Annotated in this window: 13 protein-coding genes; 12 read left to right on the forward strand and 1 reads right to left on the reverse strand. The window is 60.9% G+C overall.

The window, feature by feature from the left end; genetic code table 11:
- Window positions 1-2: 2 nt before the first annotated feature.
- The 6 genes from U5A65_RS09160 (at window position 3) to U5A65_RS09185 (ending at window position 6,260) form a co-directional block, all read left to right on the forward strand.
- A complete protein-coding gene (locus tag U5A65_RS09160; RefSeq protein ID WP_321946076.1) occupies window positions 3-974 on the forward strand; it encodes a helix-turn-helix domain-containing protein in 972 nt (323 codons plus the stop codon).
- A gap of 256 nt (window positions 975-1,230) precedes the next feature.
- Window positions 1,231-2,475 carry a branched-chain amino acid ABC transporter substrate-binding protein gene (locus U5A65_RS09165; RefSeq protein ID WP_321914386.1) on the forward strand — a complete coding sequence of 415 codons (1,245 nt, stop codon included), beginning with the start codon at window positions 1,231-1,233 and terminating at the stop codon, window positions 2,473-2,475.
- Between the two features lie 40 nt (window positions 2,476-2,515).
- Complete coding sequence (locus tag U5A65_RS09170) at window positions 2,516-3,463, forward strand: branched-chain amino acid ABC transporter permease (RefSeq protein ID WP_321914385.1); 948 nt, start codon at window positions 2,516-2,518, stop codon at window positions 3,461-3,463.
- Window positions 3,464-3,502: 39 nt separating this feature from the next.
- Window positions 3,503-4,777 (forward strand): branched-chain amino acid ABC transporter permease, encoded by a 1,275-nt coding sequence (locus U5A65_RS09175; RefSeq protein WP_321946441.1) that lies wholly within the window; start codon window positions 3,503-3,505, stop codon window positions 4,775-4,777.
- Window positions 4,774-5,541, forward strand: coding sequence for an ABC transporter ATP-binding protein (locus tag U5A65_RS09180; RefSeq protein ID WP_321946077.1), 768 nt, complete (start codon window positions 4,774-4,776; stop codon window positions 5,539-5,541). Before U5A65_RS09175 ends, U5A65_RS09180 begins: the two co-directional genes overlap by 4 nt.
- A complete protein-coding gene (locus tag U5A65_RS09185; RefSeq protein ID WP_321946078.1) occupies window positions 5,541-6,260 on the forward strand; it encodes an ABC transporter ATP-binding protein in 720 nt (239 codons plus the stop codon). The genes U5A65_RS09180 and U5A65_RS09185 overlap by 1 nt, the downstream gene beginning before the upstream one ends.
- 39 nt (window positions 6,261-6,299) lie before the next feature.
- Here U5A65_RS09185 and U5A65_RS09190 read toward each other — a convergent pair whose 3' ends face one another.
- Window positions 6,300-7,487 carry a DUF2235 domain-containing protein gene (locus U5A65_RS09190; RefSeq protein ID WP_321946079.1) on the reverse strand — a complete coding sequence of 396 codons (1,188 nt, stop codon included), beginning with the start codon at window positions 7,485-7,487 and terminating at the stop codon, window positions 6,300-6,302.
- Between the two features lie 1,044 nt (window positions 7,488-8,531).
- Here U5A65_RS09190 and U5A65_RS09195 point away from each other — a divergent pair.
- From U5A65_RS09195 to U5A65_RS09220, 6 genes are all read left to right on the forward strand, one after another.
- Complete coding sequence (locus U5A65_RS09195; protein WP_321946080.1) at window positions 8,532-9,632, forward strand: ABC transporter substrate-binding protein; 1,101 nt, start codon at window positions 8,532-8,534, stop codon at window positions 9,630-9,632.
- A 45-nt stretch (window positions 9,633-9,677) separates the two neighbouring features.
- Window positions 9,678-10,571 (forward strand): branched-chain amino acid ABC transporter permease, encoded by an 894-nt coding sequence (locus U5A65_RS09200; RefSeq protein WP_321933945.1) that lies wholly within the window; start codon window positions 9,678-9,680, stop codon window positions 10,569-10,571.
- A complete protein-coding gene (locus tag U5A65_RS09205; protein WP_321914378.1) occupies window positions 10,564-11,451 on the forward strand; it encodes a branched-chain amino acid ABC transporter permease in 888 nt (295 codons plus the stop codon). The genes U5A65_RS09200 and U5A65_RS09205 overlap by 8 nt, the downstream gene beginning before the upstream one ends.
- A complete protein-coding gene (locus U5A65_RS09210) occupies window positions 11,448-12,239 on the forward strand; it encodes an ABC transporter ATP-binding protein (RefSeq protein WP_321914377.1) in 792 nt (263 codons plus the stop codon). Before U5A65_RS09205 ends, U5A65_RS09210 begins: the two co-directional genes overlap by 4 nt.
- Complete coding sequence (locus U5A65_RS09215; protein WP_321946081.1) at window positions 12,236-12,955, forward strand: ABC transporter ATP-binding protein; 720 nt, start codon at window positions 12,236-12,238, stop codon at window positions 12,953-12,955. The genes U5A65_RS09210 and U5A65_RS09215 overlap by 4 nt, the downstream gene beginning before the upstream one ends.
- Window positions 12,956-13,127: 172 nt before the next feature.
- Window positions 13,128-16,601: an indolepyruvate ferredoxin oxidoreductase family protein gene (locus U5A65_RS09220; protein WP_321946082.1), complete on the forward strand. Its 3,474-nt coding sequence runs from the start codon at window positions 13,128-13,130 to the stop codon at window positions 16,599-16,601.
- The last annotated feature ends 128 nt before the right edge of the window (window positions 16,602-16,729 follow it).

Here is a 16,729-nt window from a genome sequence, read left to right on the forward strand (position 1 = left end):
CCATGAAAGCAGCGTACGAGCACGTCGACTTCGGCAGCAGCTGTTCGGTGCGGGTTTACCACCGGCGCTTGCCGCGCATTCCGTTCGAATGGCATCACCACCCGGAATACGAACTCACGCTGACGATGAACAGCCAGGGCAAGCGCTATATCGGCGACTCGGTCACCGTTTATGGCGCCGACGATCTCGTGCTCGTGCCGCCGGACATGCCGCACACCTGGTCGTCCAATCGCTCGATCGATCCGGCGGACTCGCAGGTGGCCATCGTCATCTGGTTCGAAGGCAACTGGGTGCAGCGCCTCGCCGACGTTTGCCCGGAATACGCGAGCCTGCGCAACCTGTTGCGCCGCGCGGCCTGCGGACTCGTCTTCGAAGAAGGCGCCGGCGCGCATATGCGCGGTTATCTTGAGCGTCTATTGTCGGCGGACCCGCGCGAGCGTCTGGCTGCCGTGCTGGATATCCTGGTCTGGTTGACCGGGTTGCCTGCCACCCAGCTCGCGACGCCCAGCGCGTTCGAGGGTCGCGTGGGCGCATCTGCAGGCTACGAGCCTGAGCAGTTGAACCGCGTGCTGGCGCTGATCGAAACGCAGTTCTCGCAACCCTTGCGGCTTTCGACGCTCGCCAAGGCCGCGGGTCTTTCTGAGCGCACGCTGACGAGACATTTCGTGCAGCACACGGGCGAAAGTGTGGGGCAGTACATCGCGCGGGTTCGAATCGGCCATGCCTGCCGGATGCTGACCGATACGCAGTTGCCCGTTTCCGTGATCGCCGCGCGCTCAGGCTTCCCCAACGCGGCGAACTTCAACCGGCAGTTCAAGGCCACCAAAGCGCTCACGCCGGTGGCTTACCGGCAGCAATTCACGAGCGCGAAACGCGCCGAAGATCATGCGGTGCCGTCCCTTAACGAGCGTTCGCCTTCGCTCGAGCTTGCGCGGCGAACGGCGAGCAGAAAGCGTCGCGTGCGCCGCGCGTGAACGGCTTGCGCGGGCCGCGCATTGCGTGTGCCATCCCCCAATCGGCCGAACGCGGGGTTCAGTCATCACGAACGGCCCCGACGTGACCTAAGCGAACCGTAAGCCAGTCGTTATGACTCGCTATGCCCGGTCGTCTCAGCGATTTCCCTGGAGTGCTGTCATTCGCCTCGGGAATGTGTTGATATAGCGAAAAATCGCACGGTCGGACAGAAAATTGCACGCACGATAAGAAATGCCCAAACAAAGGAGACAGTCCATGAGGATGTTGCGCTCGTTGGTGGTTGGTGCGGTTGTATCGTCAGCGTTGGCAGCCGGGGCCGCGCAAGCGGAGACGGTCAAGATTGCCTTCATCGATCCGCTGTCCGGCTTGATGGCATCGCTCGGCACGAATCAGCTGCACAGCTGGCAATACACGGCCGATTTCGCCAACGAGCATAACTGGGCAAACGGCACGAAGTTCGAGGTCGTGGGATTCGACAACAAGCTTTCGCCGCAGGAAAGCCTGACGCTGCTGAACCAGGCCGCCGATCAGGGCATCCGCTATATCGTGCAGGGCAATGGTTCGTCGGTGGGCCTCGCGCTGGAAGACGCGGTCGCCAAGTACAACTCGCGCAATCCGGGCAAGGAAATCGTCTACCTGAACTACGCCGCGGTGGACCCGGCCATGACCAACGCACGCTGTGACTACTGGCACTTCCGCTTCGACGCGAACGCCGACATGAAGATGGATGCGCTCACCACGTTTCTCGCGCGCGACAAGGACATCAAGAAGGTCTACCTCATCAATCAGGACTACTCGTTTGGTCACGACGTCTCGCGCGTGGCGCGCGAGGACCTGAAGAGCAAGCGCCCCGATATCGTGATCGTCGGCGACGACTTTCATCCGCTCGCGCGCGTGAAGGACTTCTCGCCTTATGCCACCAAGATCAAGGCGTCCGGCGCAGACACGGTGATCACGGGCAACTGGGGCAGCGACCTCGCGCTGCTCGTGAAGGCCAGCAAGGACGCGGGCGTGACGTCCAACTTCTATACCTATTACGCGGGCACGACCGGCGTGCCGACGGCCATGGGCGCGTCCGGCGCCGACCACGTGAAATACGTGGGCGTGTTCGGTCCGAACAACACGAACAACCCCCCGGTGGTCGGCCAGATCATCGAGGGTTACAAGAAAAAGTACAACGACGACTACTACCTGGCGACTGCCTATGCCGCCATCGAAATGCTGAGCAAGGCGATGAACGCGACGAAGTCGACCGATCCCGTCAAGGTGGCCAAAGCCTTGGAGGGCATGACAGTCGACGGCATGAACGGCCCCGCGACGATGCGCGCGGCCGATCACCAGGCGCAGCAGTCGCTCGTGATCGCGACATGGACCAAGGCGGACGGCAAAACGGTAAAGTACGACCAGGAGAACACCGGCTATGGCTGGCGCACCGACGTCCAGCTTGGGCCGACCGCGGCAACGCAGCCGACCACTTGCCAGATGAAGCGCCCGGGCTGAGCGTGCTCTCGCTACGACACTTCACAAGGATCATCGGGCAGTGGAATTCCTGACCATCTCTCTGTTGAACGGCATCGGCTACGGGCTGCTGCTGTTCATGCTCTCATCGGGCCTCACGCTGATTTTCAGCATGATGGGCGTGCTCAACTTCGCGCACGCCAGCTTTTACATGCTCGGGGCCTACTTCGCCTACACCATTGCCAGCAAGATCGGTTTCTGGCCTGCGCTGGTGGCGGCGCCCGTGCTCGTGGCGTGTGTCGGCGCGCTCGTCGAGCGGTTCGGCTTGCGTACTGTGCACAAATACGGGCACGTGGCGGAGTTGCTGTTCACCTTCGGCCTGTCGTATCTGATCGTGGAGGGTGTGAAGCTGGTCTGGGGTCTCGCCGCCGTGCCGTACGCCGTTCCGCCCGAACTGAACGGGGCGCTGTTCAAGGTGTACACGTCGGAATTTCCGAAGTATCGCGCCTTCATGATGCTGATCTCGATTGCAATGCTCGCGGCGCTGTATCTGGTGTTGACGCGCACGCGCATCGGCCTCGTCATTCAGGCGTCGCTCACGCACCCGGAAATGGTCGAGGCGCTCGGGCACAACGTGCAGCGCGTGTTCATGCTGGTGTTCGGCGGCGGCGCCGCGCTGGCGGGCCTCGCCGGCGTGATTGGCGGCAACGCGTTCGTCACGTCGCCTTCGATGGCCGAGTCGGTGGGCACGATTGTGTTCGTGATCGCCGTGGTGGGCGGCATGGGCTCGCTGCCTGGCGCGTTCATCGCGTCGCTGCTGATCGGCATCATGCAGACATTCGCTGTCACGATCGATGCGTCGCTCTCCGATCTGTTCTCGCTCGTCGGCATGACGGTGACGGACAGCACGGCGCTCTCGTCGTTGTGGCGCATGCCGGTATCGCAGGTCGCGCCGATTCTGCCTTACCTGCTGATGGTGCTCATGATGATCCTGCGACCGCGCGGGCTGCTCGGCAAGCGGGAGGGCTGAACGATGAAACCGCTCATTCAGGCCAGCGCCGGTTCGGGCATGCAACGCAACGGAATGCGGCAAACCGCGCATTCGCTGCGCTGGATCATTTGGGGCGCCACGGTGCTCGTGATGCTGGTGCTGCCGCTCGTGTTTTCCAGCGGCTTTGCCATCGCGCTGCTTTCGCAGATGGGCATCATGATCATCTTCGCGCTCTCGTACAACATGTTGCTCGGGCAGACCGGCATGCTCTCGTTCGGGCACGCGGTGTACTCCGGGCTCGGCGCGTTCGTGGCGGCGCATGTGCTCAACCAGATCGGCGCGAGCCATTTCCCGTTGCCTGTTTCGCTGCTGCCGCTCGCGGGCGGGTTCGGCGGCATGCTGTTCGGCGTGCTGTTCGGCTATGTGACCACGCGCAAGTCGGGCACCACCTTCGCGATGATCACGCTTGGCATCGGCGAAATGGTGGCGGCGAGTTCGCTCATGTTTCCCGGGTTCTTCGGCGGCGAAGGCGGTGTGCCGACCAACCGCACGGTGGGTCATGCGGTGCTCGGCATCACGTATGGACCGGCGATCCAGGTGTACTACCTGATCGCGGCGTGGTGCCTCGTGTCGATGATCGCCATGTACGCGTGGACGCAGACGCCGCTCGGCCGCATTGCCAACGCCGTGCGCGACAACCCCGAGCGTGCCGAATTCGTCGGCTACAACACGCAGCGCGTACGCTTTTTCGTCATGGTGCTTTCGGCGTTCTTCGCGGGCATTGCGGGCGGTCTCTCGGTAATCGACTTCGAGATCGTGACGGCAGAGAACGTCGGCGCTGCGCAGTCCGGCGGCGTGCTGCTGGCGACGTTCATCGGCGGCGGGGCGTTCTTCTTCGGGCCGATCATCGGCTCTGTTTTGTTCGTGCTGTTTGCGGTGGCGTTGTCCAATCTCACGCCGGCATGGCTGCTTTACCTCGGGTTGTTCTTCGTGCTCGTGGTGATGTATGTGCCGGGCGGCGTGTCGAGCCTGCTGATGAAGCAGGTGCCTCTCATCGCGGCGCGCAAGCTGCATCGCATGGTGCCTTCCTATGCAGCGACGCTGGGCGCTGCGCTGATTTTGCTTGGCGCGCTCGTGCTGACGGTCGAACTCGTCTACAAGGTGCAGATCGATCGTGACAACGGCACGGCCATGGCGTTCTTCGGCCTTACCTTCGATGCCGCTTCATGGAAACCGTGGGCCGTCGCGGCGGTGCTGTGGGCGCTGGGCGCGCAGGCGGGACGCCTCGCGGCTGCGCGGGTGCGCGAAGCGTGGGATGGCGTGCAACGGGAAATCGCAGGGAGCAACGCATGACGGCCGCACTGGAGTTGCGTGAAGTCTGCAAGAATTTCGGGCGCACGGAGATCATTCGCGGTGTGGACCTGACTATTGCGAAGGGCGAACGCCATGCGCTGATCGGCCCCAACGGCGCGGGCAAGTCGACGACGTTCAATCTGATCTCGGGCCGCATGGCGCCGAGTTCCGGCACGGTGAAACTGAACGGCGTCGATATCGGGGGGCTGCCGCCGTACAAGATCAACCGCATGGGGCTCTCGCGCAGCTTTCAGGTGACGAACATCTTTCATCGCCTGTCGGTGTTCGAGAATTTGCGCTGCGCCGTGCTGTGGTCGCTCGGCTACCGGTACTCGTTCTGGCATCGCCTCGAACAATTACGCGACGCGCGCGAACGCGCCGAAGAAGTGCTCGAGCTGATCGGTCTGCAGGGGCGGCACGACACGCTTGCCGGGCTGCTCACCTATGCCGAGCAGCGCGCGCTCGAAATCGGCATCACGATTGCGGGCGGTGCCGAGGTGATCCTGCTCGACGAACCCACGGCGGGCATGAGCCGCTCCGAGTCGGATCACGCGGTGGAGCTGATTCGCCGGGTCACCGTCGGCAAGACGCTGGTGATGGTCGAGCACGACATGAGCGTCGTCTTCGGCCTCGCCGACCGCATCTCGGTGCTCGTGTACGGCGAAGTGATCGCCACGGACACGCCGCAAGCCATCCGTAACAACCGCCGCGTGAAGGAAGCCTATCTGGGCACCACGCTCGACGAACCCGCAGGTGCACATTGATGGCGACCGCTAATTCCATGCTCGAGGTGCGCGGCCTGCATGCGTACTATGGCAAGAGCCATATCCTGCACGGCGTCGAGATGCAGGTGGGCGAGGGCGAGATCGTCGCCCTGCTCGGGCGCAACGGCGTGGGCCGCTCTACGTTGGCCAAGGCCATCATGGGGCTCGTGCGGTGCGAGGGGCAGATTTTGCTGCGCGGCGAAGAAGTGCGCGGGCTGCGCACGTTCGAGGTTGCGCACCGGGGCATCGGCTATGTGCCGGAAAACCGCGATATCTTCCCGACGCTCACCGTGCGGCAGAACCTGATGCTCGGCGAAAAGCGCACCAGGTCGCGCCAGAAGCCGCGCTGGCAGTTCGACGACATGTACCGCATGTTCCCGCGCCTGAAGGAGCGCGAGGACACGTCCGCGGGCCTGCTCTCCGGCGGCGAGCAGCAGATGCTGACGCTGTGCCGCACGCTCATGGGCGACCCAGACCTCATCATCATCGACGAACCGACAGAGGGGCTCGCACCGCTCGTCGTCGCGCAGGTGGGCGAGTACCTGAAGGCGCTGAAGGCGCGCGGCATTTCGGTGCTGCTCGTCGAGCAGAAGCAGGCCATTGCGCTCGATATCTCGCAGCGCGTCTACGTCATGGGGCACGGCCAGATCGTGTTCGAGGGGACGCCGCAGCAGCTCAAGGCCGATGCGCGCGTGCGCCAGGAATGGCTCGAAGTGTAGGGCGCGCTTCGACCGGTTGCTCTGCGGCGCAAATTCCGCCTAGCGTGCAGGCAAGTTATTCGGCGAGTAAACGGGCTGCTGGCCGACAGCGCCAAAAAGATCCTCGGGCTGGCCGTTCATACGCTGCCGGATGGTGTCGTTGACGACCATGCCCACAGGGAAGGCCCGCGGCCCCACTCCGGCGACCAGCCAGCCGCGATCCGCTACCCATTCCCGGTGTCGCGGGCCCAATGGATTGGATTGGACGGCAACGGGAGGCTGCAGGGCGAAGTGCAATCCCACGTCTGCGTGCTGCAACCTGTCCACGATCCAGAGCAGGGCGCCGTCGGAGAGCCCGTGATCGGGGTAGCCGCCGCCGACATCGCAATGGCCGCCGGGAAAGAGCGCTTGCGTCACGTTCGGGTTGGGATTCCACAATGTCGGCTCGAACGGCTTGCGTTGCTCGTCGAGCGAGACCGCATGGATGCCTATGCCAATTTTCGGGCTGAGATTCAGATCGCAGAACCGGAACAGATCGATCGCGGACCCCTGATAGTAGATTGGGATGCCGAGCGAACCCACCGTATCCCAAACCGCCACCGCGGCGATGTTCGCGTCCACAAAGGAATTGGCGTCCAAAGGCTTGGGGTTGGAAAAGGCGTTATGGATAGTCAAAAACTCCAGCACACCGTCCGCTATCTTCTGGAACGTTGTTTCGTTGCCGTGTCTCCATCGATACCAGGCCGCCACCGCGGTGTCGTAACGATTCTGATCGTCAAGGGCAGCGAGTTCCGGCCGAAGCAGCCCCTGCCCGGCAATCAGTCCCGCCAGGGCTCGCGCGGTGTACGCGCCGCGGCTGAATCCGACGATCACAATGCTGTCGCCCGGCTCGTAGTTGCGCGAAATATAGGTATAGCCACGAGCAATGCGCGCGACGACGCCGACACCGAACGCGCCGCCCGCGACTTTATCGATCAGTTGCTGGGAATTTCCAACCCCGTGAATGTATTTCGCGATTTGTATCGGTTGGCCATTCGCGTCTAAGAGGGCCTTTTCCATCTCGGCGCCGCCCCACACGGTTTCTGGAGGCAGCATGTTCCCATCGAGCCACGCGAAAAGCTTGCATACATTGGTCAGTTCAGGCTGGCATCCCGCTGCCGCTTCAGGAGCGGCGCCATCGCCTTTTCCTGCCGGATCTTCGGGTCCGTTCCACGTGCCGTCTGCGCAAAAGACGATCGTCTTGGACATCGCTGGCTCCTTGCACGCAATTTTGACGTCAAGCTTGTTCGCAATCCTGAGCAACGTGTCCGGCGTGAGCGCCGCAAATGCTGTACGACGTGCGATGCGCGTGCCGAACGTTTGTCCTACAAATATAGCTTCTGCGCCTCCGATTGCGAGGTGCAGGAGTGTGCGTTGGCGCACGTACGACCGGAATCGACAGGGCGCGCACTCGCTGAATCAACTGACCGGGCCTAAGGGCGTCCCGCAGACGCTCCACGTGCACATTCCAGGCGTTGCCAGTGTTGACATCCATTTTTTTTCCGGTAAAAGTGTCGACAGATGTGTGGCCAATTGGCCTTGTCCGCGGATAGGGAATCCCGGGTTTGCCCGGCAACCGGGGGTGTACAGCCGTTGAGATTGCAGTGGGATTCGTTGAATCTCGTTAGCCGGTGGTTCTTGACGATCGGAGTGGAACTATGCGTTTTGAACGTAATTCTCTGTCCTTCGATGTCGCCCGAGAGCGCCTCATCAGCCCATTTCCAGGCGCGTACGCGACTGGCAGCGCCGCACAGACCGAACTGAGCACACGTCTCGTCGTCGTTCTGCTTGCGTTCGCAGCGGTGCTGACTGGGGCGTTGCTTTTCATGCTGGTGAGCGGCGCTCACTAGCTCGTGCGTGAATGTCTTCGCGAGCGAACGCAAGGCGGCGATCAGATTTGGGTGTCGTTGCCGTGAGGCTCGATGCTCTCACTCCTGGCCGATGCCAGCGTGAGCGAAGCAAGGGAGGAAACTGGGGAAAACTAGAATACAAAAGTGTAGACAATCCGCTAGTCTGATTTCACTTTGAGCCGAGAAAGTGCGGTTGCTTTCGAGCGTCCCGGCAGCGACATGCAGCGCCCGGGTCAGGCAGGAACGAAAGCGCCGGGTTGTCCGGGCGCTGAGCGTGCGTAGGTTCTGGGGTTGCCGCGATGTTGTATCCAGGTGTCGATGTTTCTATTGACGCCGTTTTTTTTGCTATAGAGTGTCGACACTTGTGTAGTCTAATTTCCTCATTGACTAAAGGGGTGGCACCATGAAGTTTGCGAAAGAGCTGTGCATCAGCGTTGCCGCGAGCGCGTTGTTTTCCATGGGGGGCGAGGCGCTCGCGCAGACGGTTTCGCTTGGCGCGGTGCTGCCCTTGACGGGAGCGAGCGCTTCGGTTGGAGATGACCAGCGGCGGGGCATTGAGCTTGCTGTCGAGCAGGTCAATGCGCACAACGGTGTGCTCGGGCAAAAGCTGCAAGTGATCGTCGAAGACTCAGGTGGTGTTGCCGCGACCGCGCTAAGTTCTGCACGCAAGCTGGTGTCGGTCAACAAGGTCCCCGTGGTGCTCGGCGAGTTCTCGTCGGGAATCACGATTCCCGTCGGCGAGTATGTGGTCCAGCAGGGCGACGTTCATATCAACATCGGCTCGTCCAGTCCGCAGATTCGCAAAATTGGCAACGGCTCGTTTAGCGTTATCGGGCTGGACGACCTGTCGGCACGTTTCGCAGCAGGCGATGTCTTTGGGCAAAACCTGAAGGACGTGGCGTTCATTGCGCCGAACAATTCGTATGGACAGGGCGTTGCCAACGAGTTCAAGAAGCGCTTCGAATCGCTGGGCGGCAAGGTGTCCTCCGTGGTGCTCTACAGCGAGGGGCAATCGACCTACCGGCGCGAATTGCAGCAGATGTCCCGTTCGTCGCCTCAGGCTTATGTGTACAGCGCCTATGGGCAGGAAGCGGCAACGATCAACCGCGAGGCCTACGAACTCGGCCTGAACAAGCAGAAGTGGTACGGCATCTACTTGACGATGTGCACGAGCGATACCCTGCCGCAAGCTGCACAGGGGCAGGAAGGCCTCGAAGTCGCTTCGGTCGGCGATGGCGGCAAGTCGTACGAGCAAGCGTATCGCGCCAGGTACAAGGAGGCGCCCAAGTCCTCTTTTGGTAGCTATGCATACGACGGCGTCATGGTTGCTGCGGCCGCAATCAATAAGGCCGGTAGCGCCGACCCCGCCAAAATCCGCGCGGCAATGAAGGCGATGCCCGCTTACAGCGGCGCGACTGGAACGGTCGCGTTTGATGAGGGTGGTCAGCGCAAGGAACAGCCGTACGACAAGGTGAAGTTCGATAGCAAGGTCGTTTCCCGATAAGCTTTGCCGCGCTGCCTCGCAGCGCGGTAGCTCCTGGAGAGTTCCATGCTGCAATTTATCGTCGACGCCCTGATACGCACTTCGGACATCATGCTGGTTGCCGTGGGGCTCAGCGTCGTGTACTCGCTGGTCAAATTTCCGAACATCGCGCATGTGCAGTACGCAATGCTGGGCGCGTTCGGTACGCTTGGGCTGACTCGCGTGGGCATGCCGTTCGCGCTCGCACTATTGGGTTCCTGCGTTGGGATGGGCATCCTTGCCGTGTTGCTCAACGTGCTCGTATTCAAGCGCTTGCTCCGCTCAGGCAGTTCAATCGCGATGATCGGCTCGCTCGCCATCTCGATGATTTGCATTGCGGTCGTCCTGGGCGTCGCCGGGTCTCGCCCGTTCCGGTACTCGTCGGGGCTCCCTCGTCCCATCTCACTGGGGTCGACAACCATCTCAATCGATCAGCTCACGTCGATTGGATGTGGTTTTGGCTGCGTAGCGCTGTTGGCTGTGTTGCTCTTCAAGACAGGCGTTGGACGTTCAATGCGCGCGATGTCTTCGAATGCGGCGCTTGCCGCCGCAACCGGAGTTGATGGTTCGCGGGTGGTGAACGGGATTACCTTCCTGAGCGGAGCGCTGGCTGCACTCGGCGGAACCATGCTCGGTCTGACCGAGACAGTCCACGTTGGGCTTGGCACGAACCTGCTACTGCCCGTGTTCGCCGCAGCGATTCTTGGTGGACTGGGTAATCCGCTTGGTGCGGCGGCCGGCGCGCTGCTGATATCAGTCGCGGAAACACTCGTCACGAACCTCGACTTCGGCTGGTTATTCGGAACGTCGGACGTTTATGTTCCGATTACCTATATCAGCGCGGCGTCGTTCCTGATACTCCTTATCGCACTGTTGTTCAAGCCGTACGGCATCTTTGACCGGGAGGTGCGTCGTGTATAGCTTTCTCTTGCACGTAGCAACGCTCAGTTGCATTTACGCGCTTCTCGCGCTCGGGCTGAACCTTCAGGCAGGATTTGCTGGACTACTGAACTTCGGCTTTGTCGCGTTCGCCGGAGTGGGCGCCTATGCCTCTGCCATCACAGCGTCGCTTGGATATCCCGTTGCGGTCGGAATTCTGGTCGGCGTCGTGGCCGCAATGGTGGTGGGATTCGCCATGGCACGACTAGGGCGGAATCTCGCATCGGACTACTGGGCGATTGCGACTCTCGCTGTCGCTGAACTCATCAGAACCGTGGCGCTCAACGAGAACTGGCTCACAGGCGGTGCGCAGGGAATCAGCGGGGTCCCGGAACTCTTCCGGGCCGCCGCGGGCGCGCAGAACGACCTTGCGTTCTTCGCGCTTGCTCTTGCGATGGTGGCGATTGCGTTCCTTGCTTGCATGCGGCTCACGCGTGGCCGGTTCGGCCGCGCAATCCGTTTGATGCGTGAAGAGCCGGCGTTGGCGACGAGCCTTGGATACCAGCTTGTGCCGCTCAAGGTGAAGGCGACAGTCACGAGCGCGGCAATTGCGTCTGTTGGCGGTTCGCTGCTCGCTCACTATATGAGCTTCGTTGGGCCCGACTACATGCTGGCGTCGGAGACCTTCGTCATCTGGACGATGGTCATGATCGGCGGGTTAGGCAACAACCTTGGAGTGGTGCTCGGTGCGGTGCTCGTCGAAGCCATCTACAGCGCCGTGCCGTTCGTCAAAGACTATCTCGACATCAGTAGCGATATCGCTGGTGCGGTTCGGCTCGGCACAATCGGCGTCATTCTGCTCGCGTGCCTTCTTGCCCGTCCGGGTGGCCTGGTTCCCGAAAGAATTCGGAGCGTATCATGAGCACGATGCTTCGCTTGCAAGACGTCTATAAGGCTTTTGGCGGCAACCAGGTATTGACCGGTCTTAACTTCAACGTGCGCCAGGGCGAAATCGTTGGTCTGCTCGGGCCGAATGGTTGCGGAAAGAGTACCGTGCTGAACGTCATAACCGGATACTGTTCCATAGACCGCGGCGTCGTGGAGGTTCGCGGAGAGCGCGTGAGTGGCCTGGCCGCTCATCAGATTGCCGCGAAAAGCGTGCGCCGCACTTTTCAGTTGCCGTCCATGCCAAGCCGAATGACCGTGGCAGAAGTCGTAATGGCTGCGTCAACGCGAAGCCACGGTCTATTCAGCACGCTATGGCGGTCCGCCGCAATAAGGCGACTTGAGGAGGAAACGCGTGAACGCGCGCGTCAACTTCTCGATGAGCTACTCCTCACAAAGGTCGCCCATCTTCCCGCTGCGTCCATCTCCGGTGGACAAAAGAAACTCCTTGGTATTGCTTGCGCAATGATGGAACAGCCCTCGCTCTTGTTGCTCGACGAGCCTATGGCCGGCGTTCACCCGAACCTGCGCGCGGAACTCGTCACTACGCTCAAGCGAATAAACAGTCAGGGTATTACCCTCGTCATCATCGAACACGATATGCACTTCATTTCCGAAACGTGCAGCCGTTGTATCGTTCTCGACAAGGGCAGAACGGTTGCCGAATGCCTTCCCTCGGAACTGGAAACCCATGAGAGCGTTGTCGAGGCCTACCTCGGCAAGAAGCCCGGCAGGCAATACCAGGTCGCGGGAGCAGTCGCATGATAGCGGTCAACAACGTCGTCGCTGGCTACACACGCGAAGTCGACATCCTTCGCGGTATCTCTATCAACGCGCGGCAACTGGAGATTGTCACCATCCTCGGCCCCAACGGCTGCGGTAAGTCGACGCTGCTGAAGACGGTCGCCGGGTTTCTTCTGCCCCGGCAAGGCACGGTCACCTTAGGCGATATCGATATTGGGCAGGTGCCCGTACACAAGAAGATCAGAAAACACGAAATCGGATTCGTGCCTCAAACGGACAATGTGTTCGGCGCGTTGTCCGTTTGGGAAAACCTCATGCTCGGCGGGCAGTTTATGCAGGAGAAAGACAGGAGGGAGAGGCTCGACGCGTTGTGCGACGCTTACCCGGTGCTCAAAAGAAAACTCCGGGCGCGGGCGTCGAGTTTGTCGGGGGGCGAACGGCAGATTCTGTCTCTCGCTCGTGCGTTAATGCCAAAGCCTCGCTTCCTTCTGCTCGACGAGCCTTCGGCGGGGCTGTCGCCCAAAATGCTCGGCGAAGTGTTCGATGCAATTATCGAACTGCGCAATACCGAGCGTATCGGTGTCTTGATGGTGGAGCAGAATGCGACGGAGGCGTTGCGCATTTCCGATCGCACTTACGTTCTCTCGATGGGGCAGGTCGCACTGGAAGGAAAGGCCTCCGACCTGCTCGAAAGCGAAGAGATGCGTCGTCTCTACCTGGGCGGTCGACCGCATTGATCGCTCGCCCGCTCGCTCGTAGCACGACGCTATGCACGGCAGGCCCGCATGGTTGAAGGGGCCTCTGAAGTCCACAACAAGATGGTCGTTGCGCGCACGCTCCTCAAAATCGGGAGCGATAGGTGGGCCTGGATGTCCCGTCCCGCGAACATGCCGCTTCGAAGGAGACACTGTGACACTACGAACCGTAACGCTTGACGACAAGTACACCCTCGACAGCGGGCGCATTTTCCTGACCGGCGTGCAGGCACTCGTTCGCCTTCCCTTGATGCAGCATCGGCGCGACAAGGCCAACGGCCTGAACACGGCCGGCTACGTTTCGGGGTACAGAGGATCTCCGCTTGGCACTTACGATGCCGAGTTGGGAAAGGCAAGCCCGTTTCTCAAGGCAGCCAATGTCGTATTCGTACCTGGTGTCAATGAGGACCTGGCGGCCACCGCGGTTTGGGGCACGCAGCAGGCCGAAGTTGGCGGAGAAGGGAAGTACGACGGCGTCTTCTCCATCTGGTACGGCAAGGGCCCAGGCGTCGACCGGAGCGGCGACGCCTTTCGTCACGCCAATCTTGCCGGAAGTTCGAAGCAAGGCGGCGTGCTTCTGCTCATGGGCGATGACCACACATGCGAGTCGTCGACCACGTGCCATCAGTCGGAATTCGCGTTGGTCGACGCATCGATTCCCATTCTGAGCCCGAGCGGTGTGCAGGAAATTCTCGACTACGGTTTGTACGGTTGGGCCATGTCGAGGTATTCGGGCTGCTGGGTGGGCCTCAAGTGCGTGAAAGACACGGCGGACGCATCGGCAGCCATCGATGTCGACCTCGACCGTGTCACACCGCAATTTCCCGCCACTGTGGAAATGCCTGCGGGCGGACTCAACCTTCGGCATCCCGACACGCCGCAGGAGCAGGAATTCCGGCTTCACAACTACAAGCTCGATGCCGTTCGCGCCTTCGTGCGAGCCAACGGGCTCGACCGGGTCACGCTGGGCAAGCCGGGTGCGCGACTCGGCATCGTGACGCATGGCAAGAGCTATCTGGACCTTTTGCAGGCGATCGATGACCTGAACGTTACCGAAGCGGACCTCGAGTCCATGGGTGTCGCCATTTACAAGGTCGCGTGCACGTGGCCTCTCGAGCCTCAGGGTATCCAGAAGTTCGCTGAAGGACTTGACCTTCTCATGGTCGTTGAAGAGAAGCGCAGCCTCGTTGAGTCCCAGATCAAGGACATTCTGTATCGCGCGCCGCACGCGCCAGTGGTGATCGGGAAGCATGACGAGAGCGGCAAGAAGCTCTTCCCGGTTGAAATGTCACTGAGTTCGCTGCAGATCGCTATCGCGTTGGGACAGCGGCTGGTGCCGTACGCGCAAGGTCAAGGCATCGCGCAACGTGTCGAGTTCCTGACGGAACTGAGCAAGGTCGAGTTTGCTCCCGAAGCGATGCTGCGCAGTTTTTACTTCTGCAGTGGCTGTCCGCACAACTCATCGACGGTCATTCCAGAAGGAAGCAAAGCCTACGCCGGAATTGGCTGCAGCTGGATGGCGCAGACGATGGACCGCAACACGATGGGCTACACGCAAATGGGTGCGGAGGGAATGGCATGGGTTGGCGAGGCGCCTTTCTCCCGGCGCGCTCACATGTTCCAGAACATGGGCGACGGCACGTATTTTCATTCTGGACTGCTTGCCGTCCGTGCGGCGGTCGCTGCCGGAACGCATATCACGTTCAAGATTCTATACAACGATGCGGTGGCGATGACCGGTGGCCAGCGGCACGATGGTCAACTCAGTCCGATGACCATCACAACGCAGGTGCATTCGGAAGGCGTTAGCCGCATTGCCGTCGTATCGGACGACCCGTCGAAGTACCCGGCAGATGCCGGCTGGGCACAAGGCGTGACGATCCATCACCGCTCCGAGTTACAAAAGGTTCAGGAACAGCTTCGCGATGTTGCGGGGGTGACAGTGCTGGTCTACGACCAGACTTGTGCGGCAGAGAAGCGTCGCCGTCGCAAGCGCAACCAGTTTCCGGACCCGGCGAAGCGCCTGGTCATCAACGACCTCGTCTGCGAGGGCTGTGGCGACTGCGGCGTGAAGTCGAACTGCGTTTCGCTGGTGCCGCTAGAGACGGAGCATGGGCGCAAACGCGCCATCGACCAGTCGGCCTGCAACAAGGACTTTTCATGCAACAACGGCTTTTGCCCGAGCTTTGTCACGGTACTTGGCGGGAGTCTGCGAAAGGCTGGAACCGTTAAGCCGAACATCGAATTGTTCCCGGCACTGGTCGAACCTGAACTGCCTTCGGTCGAGAACGGCGTCTATTCAATCATCGTGACGGGTGTGGGCGGCACCGGTGTTGTGACCATTGGAGCGGTTCTCGGCATGGCGGCGCATCTAGAAGGCAAGGGCTGCGGAATTCTGGACATGGCCGGTCTTGCTCAAAAGGGCGGCTCGGTATGGTCGCATCTGCGGTTCGGCAAGAGCCCGAGCGCTATCAAGGCTATCCGTATCGCTGCAGGCGGTGCCGATGCAGTACTGGGTTGCGACATGGTCGTGGCCGCGAGCCGAAAGACACTCGCCGCGACGCGAAAGGGCGCAACGCGCATGCTTGTCAACACGCATGAAGTGATGACGGGCGAATTTACGCGTCACCCCGACCTCACGTTCCCAGCGCAGGAACTGCGCAAGGGCATTGCGGATGCCGTCGGTAGTGATCGTGTCGAGTTTGTCGATGCGACGAAGTACGCCCTCGATATTTTCGGCGACACGATTGCGGGCAATATGTTCATGCTTGGCTATGCTTATCAGCGTGGTCTCATCCCGATTGGAGCTGAGGCAATCAACGCCGCCATCGAGCTCAATGGCGCGGGCGTCAAGATGAACAAGGAAGCCTTTCTGTGGGGGCGCCGTGCGGCTCAGTCGCCCACTTCGGCTGAACGAGTAGTCGCCACGGCAAAGCCGGTGCACGAATCCCGGCGCATGTCGTCATCGCTCGACGAGTTTATCGAACGCAAGGTCAAATTCCTGACTGACTATCAGAATGCCGCATACGGCGAGCGCTTGCGCAGGCTCGTTGGCAAGGTTCGCGACTGGGAGCGCACGGTTATGCCGCGTGAGGAGACCGTTACCCGCGCGGTGGCAAGCGGTTATTTTAAGGTTCTCGCCTATAAGGACGAGTATGAAGTCGCAAGGCTCCATGCTTCGCCTGAGTTCGTCGAGAGCATCAAACAGCAGTTCGACGGCGACTTCCGTATTGCATTCAATCTGGCTCCACCCCTTTTCGCGCGCAAGGACGCATTGAGCGGTGAGCCGCGCAAAAAGGAATACGGCGCCTGGATTCTGCCCGCGTTCCGGATGCTCGCAAAGATGAAGGTGTTGCGAGGAACGGCGTTCGACGTATTTGGCTACACGGGCGAGCGCCGGATGGAGCGAAGCTTGATATCTCGCTACGAGCAAACGGTCGACGAGATTCTCCGTCATGGCACGTCGCGTAATTATCAAACCGCAGTGCGCGCAGCGAGCATGGTGGAGAAGATTCGTGGGTACGGACACGTCAAGGAGCGCAATCTGAAGTCCGTCGATGTCGAATGGACGAACGCCGTTGCCCAACTGTCGAAGTCCGCCGTGATTGAACTCAAGCAGGTCGCTTGAAACGCGTGAAGACCGCAAAGCGCCTGGCGATGACGGAATCCGGCATGTGATGCGATTCCGTCATCGAAGCTTTGAAACAGGCGGTGTGCTTCGTGGGGAAAAGGCCAGGAAACTGGCCTGCGTCTTGA

Origin of the sequence: Paraburkholderia sp. J10-1 (assembly GCF_905220165.1) — a bacterium.
Lineage (GTDB): Bacteria > Pseudomonadota > Gammaproteobacteria > Burkholderiales > Burkholderiaceae > Paraburkholderia.

Coding starts and splice junctions, on each gene's coding strand:
- U5A65_RS09160 (WP_321946076.1), top strand. CDS start 3: ATGAAAGCAGCGTACGAGCACGTCGACTTCGGCAGCAGCTGTTCGGTG.
- U5A65_RS09165 (WP_321914386.1), top strand. CDS start 1,231: ATGAGGATGTTGCGCTCGTTGGTGGTTGGTGCGGTTGTATCGTCAGCG.
- U5A65_RS09175 (WP_321946441.1), top strand. CDS start 3,503: ATGCAACGCAACGGAATGCGGCAAACCGCGCATTCGCTGCGCTGGATC.
- U5A65_RS09180 (WP_321946077.1), top strand. CDS start 4,774: ATGACGGCCGCACTGGAGTTGCGTGAAGTCTGCAAGAATTTCGGGCGC.
- U5A65_RS09185 (WP_321946078.1), top strand. CDS start 5,541: ATGGCGACCGCTAATTCCATGCTCGAGGTGCGCGGCCTGCATGCGTAC.
- U5A65_RS09190 (WP_321946079.1), bottom strand. CDS start 7,487: ATGTCCAAGACGATCGTCTTTTGCGCAGACGGCACGTGGAACGGACCC.
- U5A65_RS09195 (WP_321946080.1), top strand. CDS start 8,532: ATGAAGTTTGCGAAAGAGCTGTGCATCAGCGTTGCCGCGAGCGCGTTG.
- U5A65_RS09200 (WP_321933945.1), top strand. CDS start 9,678: ATGCTGCAATTTATCGTCGACGCCCTGATACGCACTTCGGACATCATG.
- U5A65_RS09210 (WP_321914377.1), top strand. CDS start 11,448: ATGAGCACGATGCTTCGCTTGCAAGACGTCTATAAGGCTTTTGGCGGC.
- U5A65_RS09215 (WP_321946081.1), top strand. CDS start 12,236: ATGATAGCGGTCAACAACGTCGTCGCTGGCTACACACGCGAAGTCGAC.